21 protein-coding genes are annotated in these 22,451 nt (G+C 63.2%); 2 read left to right on the forward strand and 19 right to left on the reverse strand.

The window, feature by feature from the left end:
• Position 1: 1 nt before the first annotated feature.
• The 9 genes from ASE48_RS27500 to ASE48_RS27540 form a co-directional block, all read right to left on the reverse strand.
• Positions 2-1,135, reverse strand: a complete 1,134-nt coding sequence (locus ASE48_RS27500) for an MCE family protein (protein WP_057170333.1) — start codon at positions 1,133-1,135, stop codon at positions 2-4.
• Positions 1,132-2,502: an MCE family protein gene (locus ASE48_RS27505; protein WP_057170334.1), complete on the reverse strand. Its 1,371-nt coding sequence runs from the start codon at positions 2,500-2,502 to the stop codon at positions 1,132-1,134. The genes ASE48_RS27500 and ASE48_RS27505 overlap by 4 nt, the downstream gene beginning before the upstream one ends.
• On the reverse strand, positions 2,499-3,836 hold the full coding sequence (locus ASE48_RS27510; RefSeq protein ID WP_057170707.1) for an MCE family protein: 1,338 nt from the start codon (positions 3,834-3,836) through the stop codon (positions 2,499-2,501). The genes ASE48_RS27505 and ASE48_RS27510 overlap by 4 nt, the downstream gene beginning before the upstream one ends.
• Entirely contained in the window at positions 3,833-4,867 is a 1,035-nt protein-coding gene (locus ASE48_RS27515) for an MCE family protein (RefSeq protein ID WP_057170335.1), read from the reverse strand. Before ASE48_RS27515 ends, ASE48_RS27510 begins: the two co-directional genes overlap by 4 nt.
• Positions 4,868-4,898: 31 nt before the next feature.
• On the reverse strand, positions 4,899-6,278 hold the full coding sequence (locus ASE48_RS27520) for an MCE family protein (RefSeq protein WP_057170336.1): 1,380 nt from the start codon (positions 6,276-6,278) through the stop codon (positions 4,899-4,901).
• Positions 6,279-6,284: 6 nt separating this feature from the next.
• Positions 6,285-7,136 carry an ABC transporter permease gene (locus ASE48_RS27525; RefSeq protein WP_057170337.1) on the reverse strand — a complete coding sequence of 284 codons (852 nt, stop codon included), beginning with the start codon at positions 7,134-7,136 and terminating at the stop codon, positions 6,285-6,287.
• Positions 7,133-7,906 (reverse strand): MlaE family ABC transporter permease, encoded by a 774-nt coding sequence (locus ASE48_RS27530; RefSeq protein WP_057170708.1) that lies wholly within the window; start codon positions 7,904-7,906, stop codon positions 7,133-7,135. Before ASE48_RS27530 ends, ASE48_RS27525 begins: the two co-directional genes overlap by 4 nt.
• A gap of 265 nt (positions 7,907-8,171) precedes the next feature.
• Positions 8,172-9,164 carry an NAD(P)H-dependent flavin oxidoreductase gene (locus tag ASE48_RS27535; protein ID WP_057170338.1) on the reverse strand — a complete coding sequence of 331 codons (993 nt, stop codon included), beginning with the start codon at positions 9,162-9,164 and terminating at the stop codon, positions 8,172-8,174.
• 15 nt (positions 9,165-9,179) lie between these two features.
• Entirely contained in the window at positions 9,180-9,932 is a 753-nt protein-coding gene (locus ASE48_RS27540; protein ID WP_057170339.1) for a 3-hydroxyacyl-CoA dehydrogenase, read from the reverse strand.
• Positions 9,933-10,054: 122 nt separating this feature from the next.
• Between ASE48_RS27540 and ASE48_RS27545 the strand changes: the two genes are divergently transcribed.
• On the forward strand, positions 10,055-10,570 hold the full coding sequence (locus tag ASE48_RS27545; RefSeq protein WP_057170340.1) for a DoxX family protein: 516 nt from the start codon (positions 10,055-10,057) through the stop codon (positions 10,568-10,570).
• 6 nt (positions 10,571-10,576) lie between these two features.
• On the opposite strand, the gene ASE48_RS27550 is transcribed toward ASE48_RS27545, so the two are convergent.
• From ASE48_RS27550 to ASE48_RS27560, 3 genes are all read right to left on the reverse strand, one after another.
• Positions 10,577-11,356: an enoyl-CoA hydratase/isomerase family protein gene (locus ASE48_RS27550; protein WP_057170341.1), complete on the reverse strand. Its 780-nt coding sequence runs from the start codon at positions 11,354-11,356 to the stop codon at positions 10,577-10,579.
• 130 nt (positions 11,357-11,486) lie between these two features.
• Entirely contained in the window at positions 11,487-12,185 is a 699-nt protein-coding gene (locus ASE48_RS27555; RefSeq protein ID WP_235571592.1) for a hypothetical protein, read from the reverse strand.
• Positions 12,182-13,531, reverse strand: coding sequence for a phenylacetate--CoA ligase family protein (locus tag ASE48_RS27560; protein WP_057170343.1), 1,350 nt, complete (start codon positions 13,529-13,531; stop codon positions 12,182-12,184). Before ASE48_RS27560 ends, ASE48_RS27555 begins: the two co-directional genes overlap by 4 nt.
• Positions 13,532-13,681: 150 nt before the next feature.
• Between ASE48_RS27560 and ASE48_RS27565 the strand changes: the two genes are divergently transcribed.
• Positions 13,682-15,220, forward strand: a complete 1,539-nt coding sequence (locus ASE48_RS27565; RefSeq protein WP_057170344.1) for an AMP-binding protein — start codon at positions 13,682-13,684, stop codon at positions 15,218-15,220.
• Between the two features lie 3 nt (positions 15,221-15,223).
• On the opposite strand, the gene ASE48_RS27570 is transcribed toward ASE48_RS27565, so the two are convergent.
• The 7 genes from ASE48_RS27570 to ASE48_RS27600 all read right to left on the reverse strand — a co-directional run bounded on the left by ASE48_RS27570 (position 15,224) and on the right by ASE48_RS27600 (position 22,407).
• Positions 15,224-15,811, reverse strand: coding sequence for a PaaI family thioesterase (locus ASE48_RS27570; RefSeq protein ID WP_235571595.1), 588 nt, complete (start codon positions 15,809-15,811; stop codon positions 15,224-15,226).
• A complete protein-coding gene (locus tag ASE48_RS27575) occupies positions 15,811-16,626 on the reverse strand; it encodes a mycofactocin-coupled SDR family oxidoreductase (RefSeq protein ID WP_057170345.1) in 816 nt (271 codons plus the stop codon). The genes ASE48_RS27570 and ASE48_RS27575 overlap by 1 nt, the downstream gene beginning before the upstream one ends.
• A gap of 42 nt (positions 16,627-16,668) precedes the next feature.
• The gene (locus tag ASE48_RS27580) at positions 16,669-17,880 is read right to left on the reverse strand and encodes an acyl-CoA dehydrogenase family protein (RefSeq protein ID WP_057170709.1); all 1,212 of its coding nucleotides are present in this window, start codon (positions 17,878-17,880) and stop codon (positions 16,669-16,671) included.
• Between the two features lie 31 nt (positions 17,881-17,911).
• Complete coding sequence (locus ASE48_RS27585; RefSeq protein WP_082614457.1) at positions 17,912-19,540, reverse strand: class I adenylate-forming enzyme family protein; 1,629 nt, start codon at positions 19,538-19,540, stop codon at positions 17,912-17,914.
• Positions 19,541-19,568: 28 nt separating this feature from the next.
• The gene (locus tag ASE48_RS27590) at positions 19,569-20,705 is read right to left on the reverse strand and encodes a thiolase C-terminal domain-containing protein (protein WP_235571598.1); all 1,137 of its coding nucleotides are present in this window, start codon (positions 20,703-20,705) and stop codon (positions 19,569-19,571) included.
• A 29-nt stretch (positions 20,706-20,734) separates the two neighbouring features.
• Complete coding sequence (locus ASE48_RS27595; RefSeq protein WP_235571607.1) at positions 20,735-21,133, reverse strand: Zn-ribbon domain-containing OB-fold protein; 399 nt, start codon at positions 21,131-21,133, stop codon at positions 20,735-20,737.
• A 65-nt stretch (positions 21,134-21,198) separates the two neighbouring features.
• Entirely contained in the window at positions 21,199-22,407 is a 1,209-nt protein-coding gene (locus tag ASE48_RS27600; protein ID WP_057170348.1) for an amidohydrolase family protein, read from the reverse strand.
• Positions 22,408-22,451: the final 44 nt, after the last annotated feature.

Raw genomic sequence — 22,451 nt, forward strand, 5'->3', positions numbered from 1 at the left:
GTCACGGCCCCTGATTCAGGTTGTAGGGAACGGTCAGCGGATTTCCCGATGTGTATGGGCTGGGGATCTGTCCGATGGTGCGTCCCCACTGCAATTCGAGGCGGGTTAGCGCACCCTCGAACCGAGTGCCGGTCAGGAATGAATTATCGAGCCGACTCAGTGTGAGATCGACGATCGCGGTGAGGTTTCCGGTGTCGCCGCGGATCCATTTCTCGATCGTTTCGTTCGGGAATGGGTAGGTGGTGATCATGCTCAACGACTTGGTCATCGCGGGCCCCGCGTTGGCAAGTGACTGCAGCACCGGACCGAGGTTCTTTAGATTCTGGACCAGCGATTCCTTGGTCTGATGTGCTGCATCGGCGGCCAGGGCGCTGAATTGTCCGATCTGAACGAGTGCTTCGGACAGGTTATTCCGTTGCTCGCTCAGCACTGCCAGTGCGTCTGGCAGTGTGCGCAGAGCTTCGTCGACGACCGTCTTATTCTCAGCAAATGTCCCGACGAGTCCGTTGAGACTTTCTGTCGCAGCGATGATGTCGTCGGTCTGGGAATTGGTGTTGGCGATGAAGATGTCCAGCTGGTTGATGAGGTCGCGTAGGTCCTGTTCGCGGCCGGCGAAGGCTGTGGCGAATGCCGTGGTGATGTCCTGAATCTGCCCGATCCCGCCGCCGTTGAGCAGCATCGACACCGTGGCCAGGGTCTGCTCGGTGGTCGGGTAGGCGCCTGCACGTTCGAGGGGGATCAGCGATCCATCGTGCAGCTTTCCTTCCGGTGGGAGATCAACTGGGGGCGCCAATTCGATGTGCAGCGACCCCAGAAGGCTTGTCTGACCAACCTTTGCCGTCGCGTTGGCGGGTAGGACGACATTCGGGTCGAGTTGCATGGTGACCAGAGCGTGCCAGCCTTGCGGCTGGATGGCGGTCACACTGCCCACCGTCACGTCACCGACACGAACCCGCGAATTACGTTGAATATTGGTTACATCCGGCAGCTGTGCCTGCACGCTGTAGGACCCCGGCCCCTTGCCGGCGGTGCCGGGCAGAGGCAGCGAGTTCACGCCCTGCCATTCGCAGCCGGCCAGCACTGCACAGGCTGCTGCCGCGGCGGCGACGACACGCACACGATGCGAGCCGGTCATGAGCCGGCCACCGGGGGCACCATGAGTCCGGGCAGACCGGCACTGGGCGTGGTCGCGATCGGGTCGGGCGGTAGCAGCGGCGGCACGTCGGCGGGGTGCGCTTCAGCAGCCAGAGCGGGCCCGCTCGACGATGCAGGCGGACCGGCCGCGTCCGGTGGGGTCGGCGCCTGTGCCGGTGCAGGCGCCGGCGGTGGTGGCACGTAATCGGGGCGCATCCACTCTTCGCTATAGGTGACCTCGTTGGGTCGCGTCTGTGCGCCAACGATGGGGTTGAGGCCGATCGGTGGGAAATTGAACATCCGGTTCTTGACGATCGGCGAAAGGTACTGGACGCAGAGCTTGGCTGATTGCTCGGCATTGAGCCGAGAAGCGGCTTGTATTGCGCCGCAGAGGAAACCGACTGGGTTGGAGAAGTTCTGTGCTGCCAGCACCCCGGTGAATGTTGCCTGGGCTGGTTGGTAGATGTTGACGAAGTTGCTGATCGAGGTCGGGGTGACGTGCAGGGTCTGCTTGATGTCGTCGCGACTGTCGTTGAGTGCCTGCGTGATAGATGCCAGTTTGTCGGTGGTGATGCCCACCGTTTCTCGGTTGTCGGCGACGAAGGTTTGTACCTGACCGACTACGGTATTGAGGTCTTCTGCTGCTGTCGACACCTCGGTCGGGTCGTTGGCGAGCACGCCGGTGACCGCGGCGAGATTCCGGTTCAATTGTGCCATCAGATCTGCACTCCCCTGTAGGCCCGACACCAGCGTGGACAGGTTGCGCACCGTGGAGAAGATATCTGTCGAATGATCGCCAAGCGCGGAGAACGCTTGCGAAAGCTTCACCAAGGTGTCGCGGATGTTGGCGCCCTCTCCGCGCAGGTTGTCTGCGGCCGTGTCGATGAACGCTCCCAGCGTGCTGACCCCCCCGGGTTCGGCGGGTTGCAACGTCTCGGTGAGGCGCTCCAGCTGGGCTCGGAAGTCGTCCCACTCCACCGGCACGGCGGTGCGCTCTTGGGGAATGACCGCGTCGTCTTGCATGGTCGATCCGCCGGTATAGGCGGGGGTGAGTTCGAGCGCCCGGGATGTCACCAGGTTCGGCGACAGGATGACGGCTTTGGCCTCGGCGGGCACCTTGTACTGCCTACCGAAATAGAACGTGATCTTGACCCTGTCAGGTTCGGGTTCGATGCGTTCGATCTCGCCGACAGGAATTCCCAGAATCCGCACCTCGTCACCGGTGAAGATTCCGTTGCTGTTCGCGAAGTAGGCAGTGACCGTGGTCCGGGTGAAACGATTTGTTGCACCCAATGCGTACACCAGTCCGCTTAAGACCAGTACAACCAGCGTGAACGCCAGGCCGATGCGGAGTCGGCTTACGGTCATGGGAGAGGTCCCATCTGTTGCGGTGAGGGCTCGCCCGGCGCCTGCTGGAAGATCGGCGGATAGAGAGGAATTTCTGCCGTACCCGGCGCCGGCGGACCCGGGGGCGGCCCGCCGGGGGCAGGTGCGGGCAGTGGCTTGCGGTAGGGATAGCAGCCCGGTCCGGGGGTGGGCGCCCCTGGCGCTCCGCATGCTTGGTCTCCAGCGTTACCGGTGATGGCATCAGGCACGGTCAAGCGTGGTTCACCACCTTGGCCCGTCCGCGGGAACGGGGCGGGCAGGGCCGGAGTACCGGGCTGTCCGACTTGGGGATCGACGAGTTGCGAGGGCAGCAACACATTGGGGTCCAGACCCAGATCGGAGAAGGCAGCGTCGACAAAAGGCTGCACAAACTGCCCGGGCAGAAGGTTCGAGATGTAGGCGTTGAAGAATGGCCCTGAGGACACCGACTCCCCCAATGACATCGAATAGGCGTTCAGCCGGACGATCGATTCCTGGACTTTGCCTTTGCGGTCATCGACGATCGTCAGAACGCCGTTGAGTTTCTCCAGGGCGGGTTTGAGCGTCTCGTTGTTGTCCTCGATGAACCCGCCGAGTTCGCGACTTGCCGCAGAGATGTTGCGGGATATGGCGTCCAGGGAAGCGCTCTGATTGCGCAGCTCGGCCAATAAGGCGTTGGTCGCTGACACCAATGTCACGATCTGGTCGGTACGTTCGCGCAGAACAGTCGTAGCTTTCCGGGCATTTTCGAGCAGGCTACGCAGCTGGGCGTCGCGTTTGTTGAGTGTGTCGGCGAACCGTGCCGCTCCCTGAATCGCGATCTTCAGATCGGGCGGCGTCTGGGCAAAAGTCTGGGCGATCGTGTCTAGGGACTGAGACACTTGACCGGTGTCCAATCCGCTGATCGTCTCGGTCAGGTCACCGAGTGCCTCCGGCAGCTGATACGGCGATGTCGTGCGCGTCAGCGGAATCGGCCCAGCGATCGAGGAGTCTCCACGCGGGATGACTTCCAGCACTTTTGAACCCAGCAGGGTCTTGGTCTTGATGGCCGCTTCCGTTCGGTCACCGAGCGGAATCGATTCATCTACGGTGAAGGTGACGAGCACCTGCGCGCCGTCGAGTTGAAGTCCGGTCACTTCACCGACGCGATACCCGCCGACCTGTACCGCCGCCCCGGAGGTCAGGCCCCCGGCTTGGGCGAAGAACGCTTCGTAGGTCTCACCAGAGTTGAAGAACGGCAGCTTCTTGTATTGCAGCGCGCCGAGGACCAGTGCGATGGCGATGACGACGCCGACGGCACCGACGATGTAGGGGTTACGTTCGGAGAAACGTTTCATGGTTTCGGTGCGCACCGTCCTGACGACTGTCCGGCCGCCTTGACGTAAACCGGCTGTCCGCCTTTGCCATTGAGTTTGAGAATGACATCACACAGATAGAAGCTGAAGAAGTCGCCGTAGAGTCCCTGGCGGCCCAACGCGCGGTACTTGTCGGGCAGTGTGTCCAGGAGGTTGGCGAGGTACTCGTGGTCGGTGAGCGCCTGTGCGGCCACCCGGTCGGTTTGGTTCACCACCATGTTCAGCGGGGGCCGCGCCTCGGATAGCAGATCGGCGATGGTGCCGGCGGCGTCGTTGGCGTATGCCACGGTATTGCTGATATCTCCCCGTCGATCCGACAGGGCCGTCACCAATTCCGACAGCGAGCGGACACCCTTATCGAACTGGGTGTTTTGATCTCCCAACGATGTCAGCACTGTGTTGAGGTTGGTGATCACCTGGCCGATCAGTTCGTCACGGTCAGCAAGAGTGTTGGTCAACGTCGATGTCTGGCTCAAGAAGGAACTGATGGTGGTTCCCTGGCCTTGCAGTGCCTGGATCAACTGGCCGCTCAGCGCGTTGACCTGATCGGGATCCAGTGCGCGAAACAGAGGCCGGAACCCTCCGATGAGGGCGTCCAGGTCAAGTGCGGAGTCGGTGCGCGCCAGCGGGATCGTCTGACCGGGCTGTAGCTGACGTACGCTGCCTGCACCTTCCTCTACTGCCAGATAGCGGTCGCCGATCAGATTGTCGTAGCGCACCGCGGCGCGGGTGCCCTCGGTCAAACTTACCGCTGCGGGGTCAACGCTGAATTCGACCAGAACGACTGCATTCGGCTGCACCGCAATTGATTTGACCTTACCCACTTCGACGCCGGCCATGCGAACAAAGTCGCCGTCTTTGAGGCCTGAGACGTTGTTGAATTCGGCGCGGAAGGTGTTCTCTTCGTTGAAGCGTAGTTGTGCGAACACTGCGAGCAGACCGACCAAGCCCAGAACGCACACCACGACGAAGACGATGAGTCTCCAGATTGCTCCTGCGAGATTGTCTTTCACTGTGCCACCTCTTTTCGGGCTGGTGTGGTCGTCATGGGACGGGCGCCGGCGCCACGGGTGGGGGCGCGGGTGCCGGTGGCGGGGGCGGTGCTGGCGGAATCCCGGGCCACAGTGGCACTCCACCGGGGCCGTACAGCGGGGCTCCGTAGGGCGGTGCGCCCGGGTAGGGCACCGGACCGATCGCCGGGCCGGGCAGACACTGCCGAATGCTGGGTGGCTCAGGTACCGCCCGGGTAACCGGCAGATAGTTTCCGTAACAGGGGCTGCCGATTCCCAGGTTGGGCCGGATGTCGACGCCAGTGCCCCACCCAGTGTTGGTGATCAGTTGGCGCACCGGGAAGTTCTTGCTGGCGTCGGGAAGCGAGCCGCAGCCCGGCTTGCCGCCGGGTCCGCCCTTCGCCGCTACCTTCGGAAGATTGTCGGGAAAACGATAGGGGTCTTTTCCCCATAGCAGCGCAGCGTCAGCGACATCGGAATAGCCGTTGCCTCCGACTGCGTCGTAACCACCGTTGTCCAGCCACCATTTGGCGCCGACAAGCAGGCAGGTGTAAGAGGGGTTGTACTTCATCAGCAGGTCGGTGGTGGGACGCAGAATGTTGACCGAGTCGATGAGGTTCTGCTGGTTGGGTGCCAGCAGGTTGATCGCCGAGTTGGACAGACCAATGGTGTTGAGTAGCAATGCGTCCAAGTCGTCCGCTTGTTCGGTGACGGTAGCGCCGGTGGTGGTGGCAGCATCCAGGATCCGCACGATGTTCGGTGCAGCGCTGCCATACGCGTTGCTGAAGGCCTCCAGGGAACGCCAATCCCCGCGAAGCGTATCGGCGCGTGCGTTCAGGGCGGTCAACACTTGTGTGGCCCCCGTGGTGGCCTCGCCGATCCGTTCGCCCTGGCCCCGAACACCGTCGGCCAGCGCTGTCAGTACCGAATTGAGCTTTTCCGGCTGGACCTGCTCCAGGACGCCGGTCAGATTCTCGAAAACAGTGTTGACTTCGGTGCTGACATTGAGCGACTGGACGACTGCGCCCGCAGCGATGTGCTTGTCGCTGGGATCGGCGGGCATCACCAGGTCGACATACTTCGCGCCGAAGGCGGTAGTGGCCCGAATGCGGCCCTCTACGTTGGCCGGGATGAAGTGCAGCTGATCGGGATTGAGGTCGAGTGTGAGCCGTACGCGGTCATGATCCCCTGCAATCGTGCCGACCTCGCCGACCTGCACACCGCGTAACTTCACCTTCGCGCCGGACTCCATCACCAGGCCTGCTCGATCCGAGGACAAGGTGACAGTGACCCGTGGCCGCAGCGTGCCCGCGAACAGCAGTGAGCACACCACAACGAGCAGGACGACGACGAGCATCAGGATGGCTGCCGCCCACTTCGGTCGCAGCCGGGTATCCCGGAAAAGGGTTTCCATCGTTGGCTATCCAGAGAGGTTGAAGTTGCCGGATTGGCCATAGATGGCCAGTGAAACGAACAGGGTGACCATGACCGCGCAGATCAGGGAGGTTCGGACTGCACGCCCGACCGCCTCTCCCACACCGGCGGGTCCGCCACCGGCGGTGAAGCCGTAATAGGTGTGTACGAGCATCACCACGATCGCCATGGCGATCGCCTGCAGGAACGACCAGATCAGATCGGTCCAGTTCAAGAAGGTTCCGAAATAGTGGTCGTACACGCCGGTCGACTGCCCGTAGATCGCTGTGGTGGCAAAGCGTGCCGACAAGAACGACATGACGACCGCGACGCAGTACAGGGGGATGACGACGATGATGCCGGCGACCAGCCGGGTGGAGGCGAGGTAGGCGATCGAGCGGATACCCATGACCTCCAGCGCGTCGATCTCGTCGTTGATTCGCATCGCACCCAACTGCGCTGTTGCGCCTGCGCCGATGGTGGCGGCGAGTCCGATGCCTGCGACCAGGGGCGCCGCGATGCGAACGTTGATGTAGGCGGAGATGAATCCGGTGAGCGCTTCGACTCCGATACCGGACAGCGAGTTGTACCCCTGCACGGCCAGGACGGCGCCCGCGGAGAGCGTGAGAAACCCGATGATGACGACCGCGCCGCCGACGATTGCTAGCGCACCGGTGCCAAGGCTCATGGTGGCGATCAAACGCAGCAATTCGGTGCGGTAGTGCAGGAAAACATCCGTGACGGAGGTCAGTGTCCGACCGTAGAACAGGGTTTGGAAGCCAACCCGATCAAGTCCATCTGACCATCGTTTGAGCCGGCGGTGGATACGCGGGAAGTTGCGCGGGGAGACGGCGCTCATGCGCCTGCCTGCACGCCGACGGCCGTCGTGATGACGTTGATGAAGAACAGCGCCATGAAGGAGAACACCACCGTTTCGTTGACGGCGTTACCCACGCCGGCAGGTCCGCCGGCGACGTGCGTGCCCTTGTAGCAGGCGATGAGGCTGGCGGCAAAGCCGAACAGCGCGGCCTTGACGACCGACGTGATGACTTCGGGTAGTCCGACAAGAAGTGTCAACCCGGCGGCGAACGCACCTGGGGTCACATGCTGGATGAACACCGAGAAGATGAACCCGCCTGTCAGACCGATCAGGGTGACGATTGATGACAGCAGCAACGCGACCAGGGTCGCCGCCAGCACACGCGGCACCACCAATGCCTGTATCGGATCGACACCCATCACTCGCAGGGCATCGAGCTCTTCCCGGATCGTGCGTGCGCCTAGATCCGCGCACATCGCGGTGGCTCCGGCGCCAGCCACAACCAGCACCGTGACCACCGGGCCGATCTGGGTGACCGCACCTAGTGCCGCACCGGCGCCGGATGCGTCGGCAGCGCCGATCTCTACTAGCAGAATGTTGAGGATGAAGACGGTCAGCACCGTAAATGGGATCGACAGCATCATCGTCGGAACGAGGGAGACCCGCGCGACAAACCAAGTCTGCAAGAGGAATTCGCGCCAGGCGAAGGGCGGGCGGAACATCAGCATTACGGTGTCCAGCGACATGGCGAAGAACTGGCCCAGCGCCCGGGCGGGACCCGAGATCGCGCCGAGCGAGAGGGTTGCCATTCGGATGTTCTCCTGCCTGTCGGGCGACCGTGTCAGTGACGGCACGCACACCACAGCTTTACATGTAAGGCAGAACTATACACGGTAAGCGATGTGACTCAAACCACATGGTCAGAGCAACTTTTGCGCGGCTTCGCAGCCTCATCACACTGCTCGCGAGCAATCAGCACTGTCAGCGCAATGCGAAACCCAGCAACGATTTTGCACAAACGGGGCAACCGTGCGCGTTACAGTTCGCCGTACCGGCTACGGCGGTTGGCGAGGTTCAGTCGCCCATCGCGGCGGTGTCCACCAGACCCGCCAACCGATCGACGATCAGGCCCTCGGCCTCACCGACGATGCGGCCGACGACCTCGCCGACCGTGGGCACGTCGTGGACCAGTCCCATGGACGCTCCAACCCACCAGATGCCTGCCTCGATGTCGCCAGTCTCGTAGACGGTACGACCGCGCGCCCCTGAGACCAATTGCGCGATGTCACTGAAAGCGCCACCCCGATTCAGGATGTCGACGACATCGCGCGACACCGAGTTGCTGGCTACACGTCCAGTGTTGTTCAGGGTGCGGAAAATAAGCTCTGTGCCACGTTCATCCCCGTCCACGATCGCTTGCTTGACGTTGTGATGAATAGGCGATTCCGCGGTGCACATGAACCGCGTACCCATGTTGATACCATCGGCACCTAGCGCCAGGGCAGCGACGAGGCCCCGGGCGTCGGCGAACCCACCAGAGGCGATCATCGGAATCTCGATCTGCCGTGCGGCTGCGGGAATGAGCACCAATCCGGGGATATCATCTTCACCGGGGTGGCCGGCGCACTCGAAGCCATCGATGCTGATTCCGTCGACACCAAGATCCTGCGCCTTGACGGCGTGACGCACGGCTGTGCATTTGTGGAGCACCTTCACACCATGGTCGTGAAAGATCGGCAGGTGTGCTGCGGGGTTGGCGCCGGCAGTCTCGACGATCTTGATGCCGGAATCGATTATCACCTGGCGATATTCGTCGTAGGGTGGTGGATTTATCGACGGCAGGATGGTCAGGTTGACACCGAAGGGCTTGTCGGTGAGGTCGCGAGTGCGTGCGATTTCGTTGGCAAGATCAGCAGGGCTCGGCTGGGTCAACGCGGTCAGGAGACCCAGCGCGCCTGCATCGGCTACGGCGGCGACCAGTTCGGCCCGCCCGATCCACTGCATTCCGCCTTGCGCGATCGGATGCTTCACACCAAATGTCTGGGTGAACTTGGTGATGATGGTCATGGCTATTGTCCCGATCTACCGGGGCGCCATGCGGATTGCGCCGTCGAGGCGAATCACCTCACCGTTGAGCATGGGATTCTCTACGATGTGCACGGCCAGCGCACCGTATTCATCGGGGTCGCCCAGCCGCGCGGGGTGCGGGACCTGTTGTCCGAGTGACTTCTGCGCCTCTTCGGGCAGCGAGCCCAGCAGCGGCGTCTTGAACAGGCCGGGCGCGATGGTGACGACACGGATGAGACTTCGCGCAAGGTCTCGCGCGATAGGCAGGGTCATTCCGACCACTCCCCCTTTGGATGCCGAGTAGGCGGCCTGGCCGATCTGGCCATCGAAGGCCGCGACCGAGGCGGTGTTGATGATGACGCCTCGTTCACCGTTGGTGGGTTCGGTTTTCGCGATGCTTTCGGCAGCCAACCGGATGACGTTAAACGAGCCGATGAGATTGATTTCGACGACATTTCGGAAGTCTTCGAGCGGGAACGGACCAGCCTTTCCGAGCGTCTTGACCGCGTTGGCGACTCCCGCGCAATTGACCGCGATGCGCAGCGGGCCCTTTTCTTCGGCGGCATCCACTGCAGCGGCTACCGCGTCGGGGTCGGTGACGCTTCCCTGCATGAAATGGGCTCGTGCGCCCAGCGATTGGCGCTCCGGTGTGTCCTTCAGGTCGAGTACCACGACGGTGGCGCCGTGATCGACGAGTCGCTTGGTGGTCGCCAGGCCGAGGCCTGATGACCCACCGGTGACAATGGCGACAGATACGTCGATATCCATGGTCCGATCCCCTTCAGTGCCAGGCCCGCCAACGGGTCGGTACTATACATGTATAGTAGGGCTGCCGTCCAAGCCGGGTGAAGGCTGCCATTCGATACGAAAGTCGTCGAGAGAGAATTACGTTGACTACACAGCCCGCTGTTGATGTAGCCCTTCTGATTTTGAGGGTTTGCCTGGGACTCACGATGGCGGCCCATGGCTTCAATAAGTTCTTTGCCGGTGGCCGTCTTCCAGGGACCGCCGGATGGTTCGACAGCATGGGGATGCGTCCGGGGTGGCTGCATGCGCGCGTCGCCGCCGGTACCGAGGTCGCTGCGGGTATCGGACTGGCGGTGGGCTTGCTGACTCCGATCGCTTCGGCAGGGTTCGTTGCGTTGATGTTGGTGGCTGGCTGGACCGTCCATCGACACAACGGGTTCTTCATCGTCAAAGAAGGCTGGGAGTACAACCTGGTGCTCGCGGTCACGGCGGTGTCGGTTGCGGCGATGGGCGCGGGGCGGTTCAGCCTGGACTCGGCGCTGTCGTGGACGTGGCTGGCAGGCTGGTCCGGGTTGGCGATTGCCCTGGGTTTGGGTCTGGCCGGGGGTATCGGTCAACTGCTGCTGTTCTACCGCCCGCGGTCCTCGGCCGCTGGCTAGGGGCGGTTACCGGTAACGCGCTGCGCGCTTGGCAAGAAAGGCGTTCACGCCTTCGTGCCCGTCGGGACTGCCGGCGTTGTGGGCGATGAGGGCAGCTTCCAACTCCATCTGCTCTTCCAGGCCGTTGCCGAACGTGGCGAGCAGCAGCTTTTTTACTGCGGTGTTGGACTGCTTGGCGGACTGCGCGAAGTGTTCGGCCAGGGTGTCCAGCCGTTTCGCAAGTTCGTTGTCGGGCACCACTTCGGTGACGATGCCCCACTCGAGTGCTTCGGTTGCGGTGAGGGTCCGGTTGGTCAGCATCAGCTCTTGGGTGCGCCGCAGCCCGATAAGCCTTGGTAGATAGTACGATCCGGCGCCGTCGGGGCTCAGGCCGACACGGGTGTAGGCCATGGTGAAGGTGGCGGACTCAGCAGCGACCACGATGTCGGCTCCGGCCACCAGCGACAGTCCTGCGCCGGCTGCGACGCCGTTGACCCCCACGATGACCACAGCGTCCGTGCGTGCCAGCGTCGACACTGCGCGGTGCAGGGTATCGGCGATCACTTTGATGTGTCCCGACCGGTCCGTGGCAGCCGCAAAGTCGCCAAGATCACCTCCGGCGCAGAAGAACCTGCCCGTGGCATCGAGCACGATGACTTTTGTGTCGCTCGCCGCGCACCGGGCCGCGACGTCAGCCAGCTCGGCCACCATCACGAGGTCCATCGCGTTGGCGGTTCTGGGCCGGGCGAGGGTGATGCGCGAGATGCGTTCACCCAGATGCGCTGTGAACGTGCTGTATTCGGCCATCAGTTCTCCGATGCATCGATTCGAGAGGGTTGCCATGGCAATGCAGTGACGCCGCGTTCCGCTGAATGCCGACAACGGAAGTACCCCGGCCGGCCCGTGATGTGGTTACGGGGTGTGCCGATGGGCGGCTTTAGCTGACGGGGTCACCGTAGACGGCGAGCTCGTCTCCCACTGCTGTCACGGTGCCGCGGAATCCGCTGGCGATCTCGCGGAATGTGGTCGCGCGCTCGGCGATATTGGAGACCACCAGACCGGCTTCGGTCGAGGTAACATCCCATTCTTTGGCGTTGACCGCGCCGCCGCGGACCCCGGGCAGTCCCAGCGCCAGTGCCGGTCCGAATCTGGCGTAGGGCAGCACGTCGCGACGGATCTCGGCCAGCGCAGCGGCCGCTTTGGGCCGCGCCCAGATGAGTTCGGTGTGGGAAAGCAGTTCGGCGGTCTTTGCACCGGCGTCTGACAGCCCAGTCAAGGTCTGGCCGCTCAGCCCGATGACCGCCTTAATCGGGAAGCGTTGCAAGAACATCAAGACCCGTCGCACATCCCAGCCGAACACCTCGGCGGTCACGTAGGTGATGCCGAGGTTGCGCAGCGCGTGGACGATGGGGCTGGCCCAGGGCGACTCCCAATTGGTGACAGTCACCAGAACCATGTCGCCGGAACGCAAACCAGAGCGATGCAGAACCGATTGGGCCCATGCGGTATCCCGCTCGAACTCCGGCCAGCCGATTTCGAAGTCCAGGTGTTGCGACCCCACCAGGCAGCTGGCCAGCCCATACAGTGGCGGCCGATCCAGGTCGGCGGTGGCATCGATCATTGTCTGTCTGCTCATGCTTTGACCACCCTGGCGAATTTGGCGACGCTGGTGCTCTTGGCGAGCAGATCGTCGCACGTGAACAACTCGATGTCGACCTCCACCCCCAGGCGTTCGCGCAGCACCGCCGTTGCCCGGATCAGGAGCTCGGCCTTGTCTGAGGTCCGGTCGGGGGCGTATCCGGTACGTAGACGCAATCGGTGCATCGCTTCGGGTGCGCGCACGATCTGGAATATGCCGTCGGAAAGCTCAGAGATGGTTTCCACTGCTTCCCACACCTGCGAGACCACGATCGCCTTTCCATCGACGACGGTTTCGTCGCCTTTTCGTCCGGCTACCCAGAATCGGCTGTGCGTGCGTCCGTGCGCGCCAGGTTGGCGGGTGAGACGCACGAGATCGCCTGACCGGAAGCGGATGTAGGGCGAGGCCCAGTTGTCGAGGTCGGTAGCGATGAGTTCACCGAGGCCGCCGTCTGCGGCGGGCTCGTAGGTGACGGGGTCTCTGGTCTCGGCGAATACGGTGTCTTCCCAGAGGTAGTAGCCGTCGTGTTCGCGACCCTCCCATGCGGTTCCGGTGTCACCGGCGCTGGTGTAGGTGTAGAGGTCCACGCCCCAGTCGTTACGCACCTTCTCGGTCAGTACCTTGCCCAGCGGCTGGCCGGCAAAAGCCGCACCCTTCAAGCTGGCGAGCATCTTGCGCATGTCGTATTTCGTTTCCAGACGCTCGAACTCCATGACCAGCGGCAGCATCAGTTGCAGGTATGCCACGTGATACTTCTCGATGGCCTGCAAGACGCGTTCCCCTTCGCCGACCCAGGTGTCGATAAAGATGGGGACCACACCGAGTTGATGCAGGAAGTCATCGAAATAGTTGCGCATCGTGCCGGTCTGGACGATGACACGGTCCCCGGGGCGTACGCCGATCTCCCACATGTCGCGCGCGGAGATCGTCGGCAGCGGCGGCGCGGCCGACCAGATCTCGGGAAGTGGCTCGGGCAGCGACGTCGTGCCGGAGGTCGAAGTGATGGAGGTCAGTTCGGTCGGGGCGACACACAATAAGCCACCGTAGGGGTCCCCCGTGCGGTCGCGATAGGCCTGGATGTCTGACTTCGACATCGTGGGAATGATGTCGAGAAAGTCTCGGATGGAGTTGACGGCTTCTGGATCGACACCGGCTTTGGTCCAGTGGTCCCGATAGAACGCTGAGTGTGTCCATGCGTAGCGCACCAAGTCAGTGATGCGACGTTCCTGGAGCTCAGCCAGCTGCGTTCGCGGCATTGTCTCGATATGCGGTTCTAAGAACCGTCGGGACGTGGCACTGGCGCTCGGTGTTGCAGCGTCTGGCACGTTCACGTTGACCGTCATGACCCTCGACTCTCCTCACGGCGACTTTGCCGCGGTTGCTGTGCGTTTCGCCGACTCCAGGTATACGCGTAAAGTGGATTCGATTCTTACACGTAAGGTAGCTCACAAGCAACGCCGTAGACCATGTCCGAACAACCCCGGAGGACACCCATGCCATCTGTGAACCTTTCCGATGTCTGTCGCGAGAACGCCCGCCGATTTCCACAAGGTGTCGCCGCGATCGACGGGGATATCCGCTACAGCTGGCCGGAGTTCGATAGGCGCATCGACCAAGTGGCACGCATGCTGGCTGATCAGGGCGTCGTTGCCGGCGACCGGGTGTTGTGGATCGCGCAGACCTCGGTGCGCTTCCTGGAATTGATGTTGGCCTGTGCTCGGCTGGGCGTGATGATCTGCCCGGTGAACTGGCGACAATCCGGCGAAGAGTTGGCGTTTGTCATCGCTGATTTCGACCCGGCCGTCATCGTGTGGCAGGAAGAGGAGATCGGCGCCGCCGTCGCCGAAGCGCGCCGACTGTCCTCCGATTACGCCGGGAGCTGGATCCGCCACGACACCGATGAAGCGGGTGGTTACCTGGATCTGGTGGCAGATTCTGACGGCGCCCCTGTGGAGGTACCGGTGGACGCTGATTCTGCGCTTCTGGTGATCTATACCGCTGCAACGGCCGGCCGGCCGGCCGGCTCGCTGCTAAGTCAGCGCAATCTGATCGCGATGGCCACCATGACCGCTGCCATCACCGGCGTCGATCACGGTGATGTGTTCATCAATTCGGGTCCGCTGTTCCACATCGGAAACTTCCAGTTCGACTCGCTGCCGGTGTTCGTCCGGGGCGGGACAAATGTCTATGTGCGGCGGGTCGAGGAGGAGCAGCTACTTCGCCTTGTGGCGCAGGAGCGGGTCACCTCGGCCTTCTTGATGCCGCCGACCATTCTGAAGATGAAAGAACTCAACGCCGAACTCAAACTGGATATTTCCTCGCTTCGGGCCGGCCCGTTCGCTCCGTTGTGGGGTGATGCACTTGCACCCGACACCAGCACCTGGGCCCGGCATACGGGTGGGTTCGGTCAGACTGAGCTGACCGGATTGTGCATTCTCAACGGGTATGGGGGCAAGGGCACCGGCAACTCCGGAAGGCCCACACCGCTGTGCCAGGTGCGTATCGTCGATCCCGAAGGTAACGAGGTGCCCGTCGGCGAGGCAGGCGAGATCACCGTGCGCGGGGATACCGTGCACCTCGGATACTGGAACCGCCCTGACCGCAACGCCGAACGGATGCGTGACGGCTGGTGGCACACCACCGATCTCGGTCGCCTCGAAGCCGACGGAACGTTGGAGTTCCTCGGCACGATGACCAGGATGATCAAGTCCGCTGCGGAGAACGTCTATCCCGCCGAGGTCGAACGCTGTCTGAGCACCCACCCAGCTGTATCCGGCGCCGCTGTCATAGGGGTCCCGGATCCGAAGTACGCCCAGTCGGTAAAGGCGGTCGTCGTTCTCAACGAGGGCGCCGAAGCCAGCGCACAGGAGCTCATCGAGCACTGTCGGGCCCGGATCGCGTCCTACAAGAAGCCGAAATTCGTCGAATTCGTCGACCAACTACCCCTCGTCGGCGGCCGACCGGACTACGACGCGCTTGATGCACGATTCGGCGGAGGCGGATACCCCGGTGGACGAAACGTCGCGACTTAGCGATCAGCGAGTGACGTCGCCCGCCCCGTCAGTGGGTGGCGTCGTCGTTGATGCTGACCGCGACGCCAACCAGTGCTGGTGGCGGTCGAAGTGATCGCCGGGGCGCCGGATCATCACTGCGGCACTGGTGGCGACCACGTCGCCGCCGGCATCGGCCAAGCGTAGTTCGGCTTCCACGTGTACTCGGCGTCCCTGCCGCGCGGTGATCCATGCCCGCCCGAGCAACGCGTGGGCCAGTGGAACGGGTTTGCGAAAGTTGACGGTCAGACTGCCGGTGACGGCGAACTCGTCACGCAGCAGCAGCGCATGTCCCGACATTTCGTCCATCACGCTGGCGGTCCATCCGCCGTGGGCCACCATGGGCCCGCCCTCGTGGTCAGGTGGGCAGGTGACCTCTGAGTGCACCGACCCATCGGCGTTCAGCGTCTCTCGTTGGATACCGAGTCGGCAATGACGCAGCGCGCCACATCCGCGGCATAGCAACACTCCGGACTCGGACCTGTCGACGAACAACGCCGATTCGCGGTCGCGATGCTCCAGCTTGGCCCAGCTTTCGTCGGACCCACGCTGTGGGCCGCAGTCGGGCGGCATCAGATTTTGGTTGCACCCATGTCGAGGGTCAGCTGAGTGCCCGTGACCGCTCGCGACGCCGATCCAGCCAGCCATACGACGGCATCGGAGATGTCGTCGGTCTCGGCGACCGGCAGCGCGGGTAGCGCTGCGGCGAAAGACGCTAGGAAATTCGGGTGCGCGTCCAGCATGGCGGCGGTAGAGGGGTCTTCTAGCATGGCGGTGTTCACACCCCACGGGTGAATTGAATTGACCCGAATTCCGTACTCCCCCAATTCCAGTGCGGCGGACTTTGTCAGTCCGACCACCCCGTGTTTGGCGGCGCTGTAATGAGCCTGACCGGGCAGCGCCTTGATTCCGGCCACCGAGCTGACGGTGATGATCGATCCACCGTTGCTGGCCGCGATCATAATGGGTGCACATGCCCGCAGGGTGCGCCACACCCCGGTCAGGTTGACGTCGAGCATGGTCTGCCACTGGTCATCGGACATCTCCCAGAAGCGGTTCCAGTTGCAGATGCCTGCGTTGGCCACCACCACGTCGAGGCGGTCTCCCAGCGCCGGAACAGTCTCGGACAGCACCGCCTCCAGCGATGCTGAGTCTCGAACATCGGTGATTCTTACGTGATGAGGCCGACCTTCGCCGGTGAGAAGTCGTGCAGTTTCTGCGAGATCGTCTTCGGTGGCCGATGGATAGCGGCTGTCGTCGCTGACCGGACCGGCGATGTCCACGGCGATGACGCTGGCACCTTCGGCGGCCAGCCGTACGGCGTGGGAGCGTCCCTGGCCGCGTGCGGCGCCGGTGACGAACGCTACTTTTCCGTCGAGCACACCCATGGATAAATTCCTTTCTCGAACGTCACGATCTGTCGGTATGGGTCAGCAGACCGCGGCAGCCAGAGCCGACTTGTCGCGGCCCAGTTCGGCGCGCGCGATGGTGCGCATATGCACCTCGTCGGGACCGTCGAACAGGCGCATGGCGCGATGCCATCCGTAGAGCCGCGCCAGGGGCGTGTCGTCGGTGACCCCGGCGCCGCCGTGGACCTGGATGGCGCGGTCGATGACGTTGCAGGCCATTTGTGGGGCGACAGCTTTGATCTGTGACACGAGCACGTGGGCTGCTTTGTTTCCGTGCTGATCGATGGTCCACGCGGCCTTCTCGCACAGCAGCCGCGCCTGGTCAATCTCGATGCGGGATTTTGCGATTGCTTCGCGTACCACGCCCTGTTCGGCGAGTGTCTTGCCAAAGGCCACCCGCGTCTGTACCCGCTCAACCATCAATGCCAGTGCGCGTTCGGCGCAGCCGATCGCACGCATGCAGTGGTGGATGCGACCCGGGCCCAAACGTGCCTGGGCGATGGCAAAACCGCTGCCCTCCTCGTGGAGCAGGTTGCTGGCTGGCACCCGGACATCGTCGTAGGTGATCTCGCAGTGACCGTGCTGGTCCTGCCATCCGAAGACTGGTGTCGACCGCACGATGGTCACGCCGGGAGTGTCCATCGGCACCAGGACCATCGACTGTTGTTGATGGGCAGCGGCATCGGGGTTGCTCCGCCCCATCACGATCAACAGCCGGCAGCGGGGATCCGACGCGCCCGTGGTCCACCACTTTCGTCCGTTGATGACGTAGTCGTCGCCGTCCCGGACGATCGAAGTCTCGATGTTGCGGGCATCGCTGGAGGCTACCGCCGGTTCGGTCATGGAAAAGGCGCTGCGGATGTCGCCGCTCAGCAGGGGTTCCAGCCACCGCACTCGCTGCTCGTCCGTGGCGAACAGGTGCAATGTTTCCATGTTTCCGGTGTCGGGGGCGGCACAGTTGAGCACTTCGGGTGCGATGTCCATGCTCCACCCGGTCAGTTCGGCCAGCGGTGCGTATTCCACATTGGCCAGTCCGGAGATGGCGGGCAAGAACAGATTCCACAGTCCCTGTTGTTTGGCGAGCTCCTTCAGCTCTTCGACGACGGGGGGAACGGTGTGGTCGCCGGGACCGGCTTGGCGTCGGTACTGTTCGTAGCTGGCTTCGGCCGGCACGACGTGCTCGACGATGAAATCGGTGAGTCTGCGGTGATAGTCGGCGGCGGTGGCAGACATCGCGAAATCCATCATGGTCTCCTTGACGTGTTCAGGGCTGTCCAACTTGGGCCGGCTCGGTGCCACGCAGGTTGCGTCGCAGGATTTTGCCGGTGGCAGTCTTGGGGATGTCGTCGAGAATCTCGACTGCGCGGGGATATTTGTAAGCGGCCAACTGGTGGCGGCAGTAGTCGATCAGTTCGTCTGCAGTGACGGACATACCCTCGCGCACAGACACGAATGCCTTGACCGTTTCCCCGCGGTAGGGGTCTGGTTCCCCGACGACAGCAGCCTCGCGTACCGCTGGGTGGGTGTAGAGGACGTCCTCGACTTCGCGTGGCCAGACCTTGTAACCGCTGGCGACGATGACGTCCTTCTTACGGTCGACGAGATAGAACCAGCCTTGCTCGTCGACGTAGCCGACGTCGCCGGTCAGCAGCCATCCGTCACGGAATGCGGCCGCGGTCTGTTCGGGTTTGTTGAAGTAGCCGGGAACCACCTGCGGGCCCATGGTGGCGAGTTCGCCGACCTGCCCCGGCGGCACCGGCTGCCCTTCCTCGTCCACAACGGTGACCGAGGCTGTGAGCATGGGCTTGCCGACCGACAGTGCAGCAGTTTGCAGGTCGACGGGCGCCGTGCTGCCCACCGGCACGGCGAGCACCGGCGAGGTCGTCTCGGTCATCCCGTAGACGTTGTGTATATATGTGCCGTAGGTGTCCACGAATCGCTGCAGCACGCCGGCGGCGACCGGGGCGCCCCCGGAGGCGAGTTTGCCGAGGCTGCTGAGGTCTTCGCGCGTGACCCCGGATTCCAGGAGGGCGATGAAGACGGTGAGTGCGGCGACGGTAAAGGTCGGTCGGTATGTCCGGATCATGTCGGTCAGGACGCCGGCGTGGAATCGGTACGACAAGATCAGCGGCCCGCCCGCTGTGATGGCGGCGGCGATATGCCCAGACAGTCCGGTCACGTGGAACAGGGGTGCGACGCCGAGGATACTGTCGTTCGCATCGAGGTCGAACCAGGTGCAGTAGGCCTGACCACCGGTGAGCACATTGCGATGAGTGTTCAGGGCTCCCTTGGGTTTTCCCGTAGTGCCCGAGGTATAGGTGATGACGGCGACATCGTCGGGACCGGCAGGCACGGCGGCGACCGCTTGCCCCTGATGACCTTCGATCAACGTCATCAGGTCTTCGGCGCCGGCAGCGGCGGTGTGCCGTGGCGATGGCAAAACCCGAGTGTCGTTGCTGTGCTGCAGATCCCAGGCACTCGTGGTGACGATGCGCCGGACCGCGGTGCCGGCCAGCACTTCGGTCAACTCAGCGGTGCACAGCGCGTCCAGGGCGATGAGGACCTGCGGATCTGCATCCTCGACCAGCTTATGCACCTCGTGCGGGGTGAGCATGGGATTCACCGGAACCGCGGTCGCGTTGAGTTTCCACACTGCCAGGAGGGCAATGACGTACTGCGGCATGTTCTGCAGGTACAACGCAACCCGCTGGTGCGGTCGGACGTCGAATTGCAAGGCGGCGGCCAGCGCGTCGCTCATGTCGTTGAGCTCAGCCGCGGTCACGGTGGTGTCGAAGTACACCAAGGCGGCCGACTGTGGTGCTGTCGCAACCGTACGTGCGAACACCTCCAAGATGGTGTCGGACTGGGGATGGTGGGTTGGCTGCCCGGGCATGCGGGGCCTCCTGTCGTCGGTGGGCTGATCAGGCTGCCCGGAGCATCAGACCTTGTGCGTTGAAGAAGAACCCGCCGGCGGTGATCAGAGCGGTGCGCGCTCCCGGCACCTGGCGGGTGCCGGCGGTGCCCTGCAATTGATGCACTGCTTCCCGGATGTGTCCGGATCCCTGGGTGCCACCTTCGGCCAGGGATCCCCCGTGCGGATTGACCGCGATGGTGCCGCCGATCAGGACTCGTCCGGATTCAGTCGCGTGCTCGCGCAGGAAGGCGGGTGCTTCTCCGAAACCACACCAGCCGGCATTCTCGATCCAGTTCAGGGTGATGGGAGTGAACCCATCGTAGGGAAAGTAGACGTCCACGCCGTCGAGCCAGAAGTCACTCTTGGCGCGCAGGGTGTCGATCACGATTTGCTGGCCGTGGTGGCGAAGGCTGGTGTTCTGGTCCTCCTCGGCCGGGCTTGCCTGACCCAGAACTGCAGCATGGATGAACACCGGCGGTAAGGCGAGGTCGCGGGCACGCTCGGCGGTGGTCACGATGAATGCATCGGCGCCGTCGACGGCCACATCCATATCGTGAACCGAGAGCGGCCAGCGGACCATCCTGCCGTTGTGGTAATCGTCCAGAGTCAACGGTTCTCGGCGCGCTGCTGCCGGGTTGTCGGCGGCATTGGCACGTGCATTGAGCGCCACCGGGGCGAAAGCGTCGCGATGCAAACCGAACTCGTACAGATAGCGGGCAGCCCACCCGGCGTATCCCACGCTGGAGGCCATCGATTCCGGGCGCGGGGGGCGGTCGTTCAGGCCTGGCGTGGCCAGTCGCCGGAACGGATCTTTCAGCGCGGCACCGGTATTCCACGCCGACCGGTAGGCGGCGTGGTACACCAGTACCGTCTCGCACAACCCGGCGTGCACGGCGGCGGCGGCGGTGGCGATATGGTCGACCAGGGGAATCACCGGGTTGCCTGACCAGGTGAGCCGGGGCAGCCCGAGCGTCGACTGCAAAACCGCAGTGCTCGGCCAGCTGCCACACAGACCGTCGATGTCTTGAGCGGTCAGCCCCGCGGCGCGTATCGCGTCGATACCGGCGCGTGCGGCCAGCGCAGTCTGGGTCGTCGCGGTGTTCGCGGCGGTGAAGCCGGTGGTGGTTGCCGCAACGATTGCCACCTGGTCCTTCATAGCGTTGCGCAGAGGGCTCATTGCTGATCCTCGGCCAGGACAAACACCGGCATCGGCGCGCGATCGACCTCACGCCACACCAATTCGACGCGGGCGCCGATGGCCGGGGTGTTGGCTTCGGCATCGACCACCGTGGAGGTGAAACGCACGCCCGTCTGTTCGTCGAGTTCCACGGTCACGACTGGATAGGGCTGCTCATAACTGACACCGGGTGCCGGCGGTCCCTGGTGCAGGAGCGTGAGCAGATGGATCGTCCCGGATCCGGCGACCGCGGTAGGGGTGATGGCAGACGACCAGCAGCGCGGACAGATCGGTTTGGGCGGCGCATGCCAGTTCTGGCAGTCATCGCAACGATTGACCAGCAACTCGCGGCGCAGGCGTCCCCGATAATGCTCGGCGTTGTCGTGTGTCAGCACTTCGCCAGGGAACCGGTCAACGAGCTCATCGTCGCTGACCTGACCCCCGGTCGCCGTCTCGGCGTTCAGTTGATGCCCTCAGTGAGCTTGATGCCGTTCTCGCGCAGGAAGTTGCGCTTCATGGATTCGTTCAGGCCGTCGACCTTGTTGTAGAAATCGGCGGGCTCGCGCAGTCCTTCGGCGTGCGGCCAGTCCGACCCCATCAGCAGGGTCTCGTCGGTTCCCAGTTTCTCGATCATGGCGACCGTGTCGTCCTCCGGGTACGGAACCACACGCACGTGCTTCTTGAAGATGGTGCTGGGTCGTTCGTCGAGCTGGCCGCCCAGCCACTGCCCGTTGCGCGCCATTCCGCGGCTCTTGTCCATGTGCCGGATGAAGTGTGGCACCCACTCTGCACCGAACTCGCTCACCAGCACCTTGATGTTGGGATAGCGTCCGAAGACGTTGTCGAAGATCAGCGCCGAGATGGTGTCGGTGATGGGGCGTTCGCCGTAGGTGTTCTGCCATTGCCATGCCGAGAATTGGAACGGCGGCACCAGACCCCAGCCCCACCCGGATGCGACGTGGTCCTGGTAGTAGAACTCGGCAATGTGGTAGCAGACCACTGCCCGGGCTTCGTTGATGCGTGCCCAGAACGGATCGAAGTACGGGTCGCCCGGAGACCGCCCGTAGGCGGGGCCCGCCGGAAGGACGATGAACCGGGCACCCGCATCGAGGATGCGGTCGAGTTCGGCGCAGGCCCGGTCGAGGTCTCGCATCGACAACAAAGCCGGTGCGTAGATGCGGTTCTTGTAGTTGAAGCCCCAGTCCTCGTTGATCCACTTGTTGAACGACTCGATGTTGTCGTACAAGGGGTCGATGCCCTGCAGGTACTGTTCGGCCATCAGGGCCCAACCGCCGGGGTACATGATGGTTCGCTCGATCTGCTGTTCGGTCAACTGGACCAATCGCGCATCACGGTCGAGGTACTCGGTCTGCATCGGCTCATAGAAGCGGTCGGCATCGGTGGCGTTGCCCGACGCCCGCTGCTTGAGCATCTCGACCAGCGACCCTGGGACGTAGGCCTGGTCCAGATCGTTTTCCAGCGCCGTCACCACCCGGTCGTTGGCCAGCAGAATTTTGCGTCCCGACGGAGCAATGATCGGACGGACCGCGGTGTCCAGCTTTGCTTTCGGCATGAATCGCGTGAAGCAATCTTCCGATTCGTAGGAGTGCTGGTCAAAGTCGGTGAGCTGGTATGGGAGTTCACCAACGGTGTTCTCGATAACCGCCATGAGACTAGTCCTTTCGCCGTATTCACCCGTCCATTCGCGCGCAA

The sequence above is a fragment of the Mycobacterium sp. Root265 genome (assembly GCF_001428895.1).
Classification (GTDB): domain Bacteria; phylum Actinomycetota; class Actinomycetes; order Mycobacteriales; family Mycobacteriaceae; genus Mycobacterium.

Coding starts and splice junctions, on each gene's coding strand:
- ASE48_RS27500 (WP_057170333.1), bottom strand. CDS start 1,135: ATGACCGGCTCGCATCGTGTGCGTGTCGTCGCCGCCGCGGCAGCAGCC.
- ASE48_RS27505 (WP_057170334.1), bottom strand. CDS start 2,502: ATGACCGTAAGCCGACTCCGCATCGGCCTGGCGTTCACGCTGGTTGTA.
- ASE48_RS27510 (WP_057170707.1), bottom strand. CDS start 3,836: ATGAAACGTTTCTCCGAACGTAACCCCTACATCGTCGGTGCCGTCGGC.
- ASE48_RS27520 (WP_057170336.1), bottom strand. CDS start 6,278: ATGGAAACCCTTTTCCGGGATACCCGGCTGCGACCGAAGTGGGCGGCA.
- ASE48_RS27525 (WP_057170337.1), bottom strand. CDS start 7,136: ATGAGCGCCGTCTCCCCGCGCAACTTCCCGCGTATCCACCGCCGGCTC.
- ASE48_RS27530 (WP_057170708.1), bottom strand. CDS start 7,906: ATGGCAACCCTCTCGCTCGGCGCGATCTCGGGTCCCGCCCGGGCGCTG.
- ASE48_RS27535 (WP_057170338.1), bottom strand. CDS start 9,164: ATGACCATCATCACCAAGTTCACCCAGACATTTGGTGTGAAGCATCCG.
- ASE48_RS27540 (WP_057170339.1), bottom strand. CDS start 9,932: ATGGATATCGACGTATCTGTCGCCATTGTCACCGGTGGGTCATCAGGC.
- ASE48_RS27550 (WP_057170341.1), bottom strand. CDS start 11,356: ATGGCCGAATACAGCACGTTCACAGCGCATCTGGGTGAACGCATCTCG.
- ASE48_RS27555 (WP_235571592.1), bottom strand. CDS start 12,185: ATGAGCAGACAGACAATGATCGATGCCACCGCCGACCTGGATCGGCCG.
- ASE48_RS27560 (WP_057170343.1), bottom strand. CDS start 13,531: ATGACGGTCAACGTGAACGTGCCAGACGCTGCAACACCGAGCGCCAGT.
- ASE48_RS27565 (WP_057170344.1), top strand. CDS start 13,682: ATGCCATCTGTGAACCTTTCCGATGTCTGTCGCGAGAACGCCCGCCGA.
- ASE48_RS27570 (WP_235571595.1), bottom strand. CDS start 15,811: ATGCCGCCCGACTGCGGCCCACAGCGTGGGTCCGACGAAAGCTGGGCC.
- ASE48_RS27575 (WP_057170345.1), bottom strand. CDS start 16,626: ATGGGTGTGCTCGACGGAAAAGTAGCGTTCGTCACCGGCGCCGCACGC.
- ASE48_RS27580 (WP_057170709.1), bottom strand. CDS start 17,880: ATGTCTGCCACCGCCGCCGACTATCACCGCAGACTCACCGATTTCATC.
- ASE48_RS27585 (WP_082614457.1), bottom strand. CDS start 19,540: ATGCCCGGGCAGCCAACCCACCATCCCCAGTCCGACACCATCTTGGAG.
- ASE48_RS27600 (WP_057170348.1), bottom strand. CDS start 22,407: ATGGCGGTTATCGAGAACACCGTTGGTGAACTCCCATACCAGCTCACC.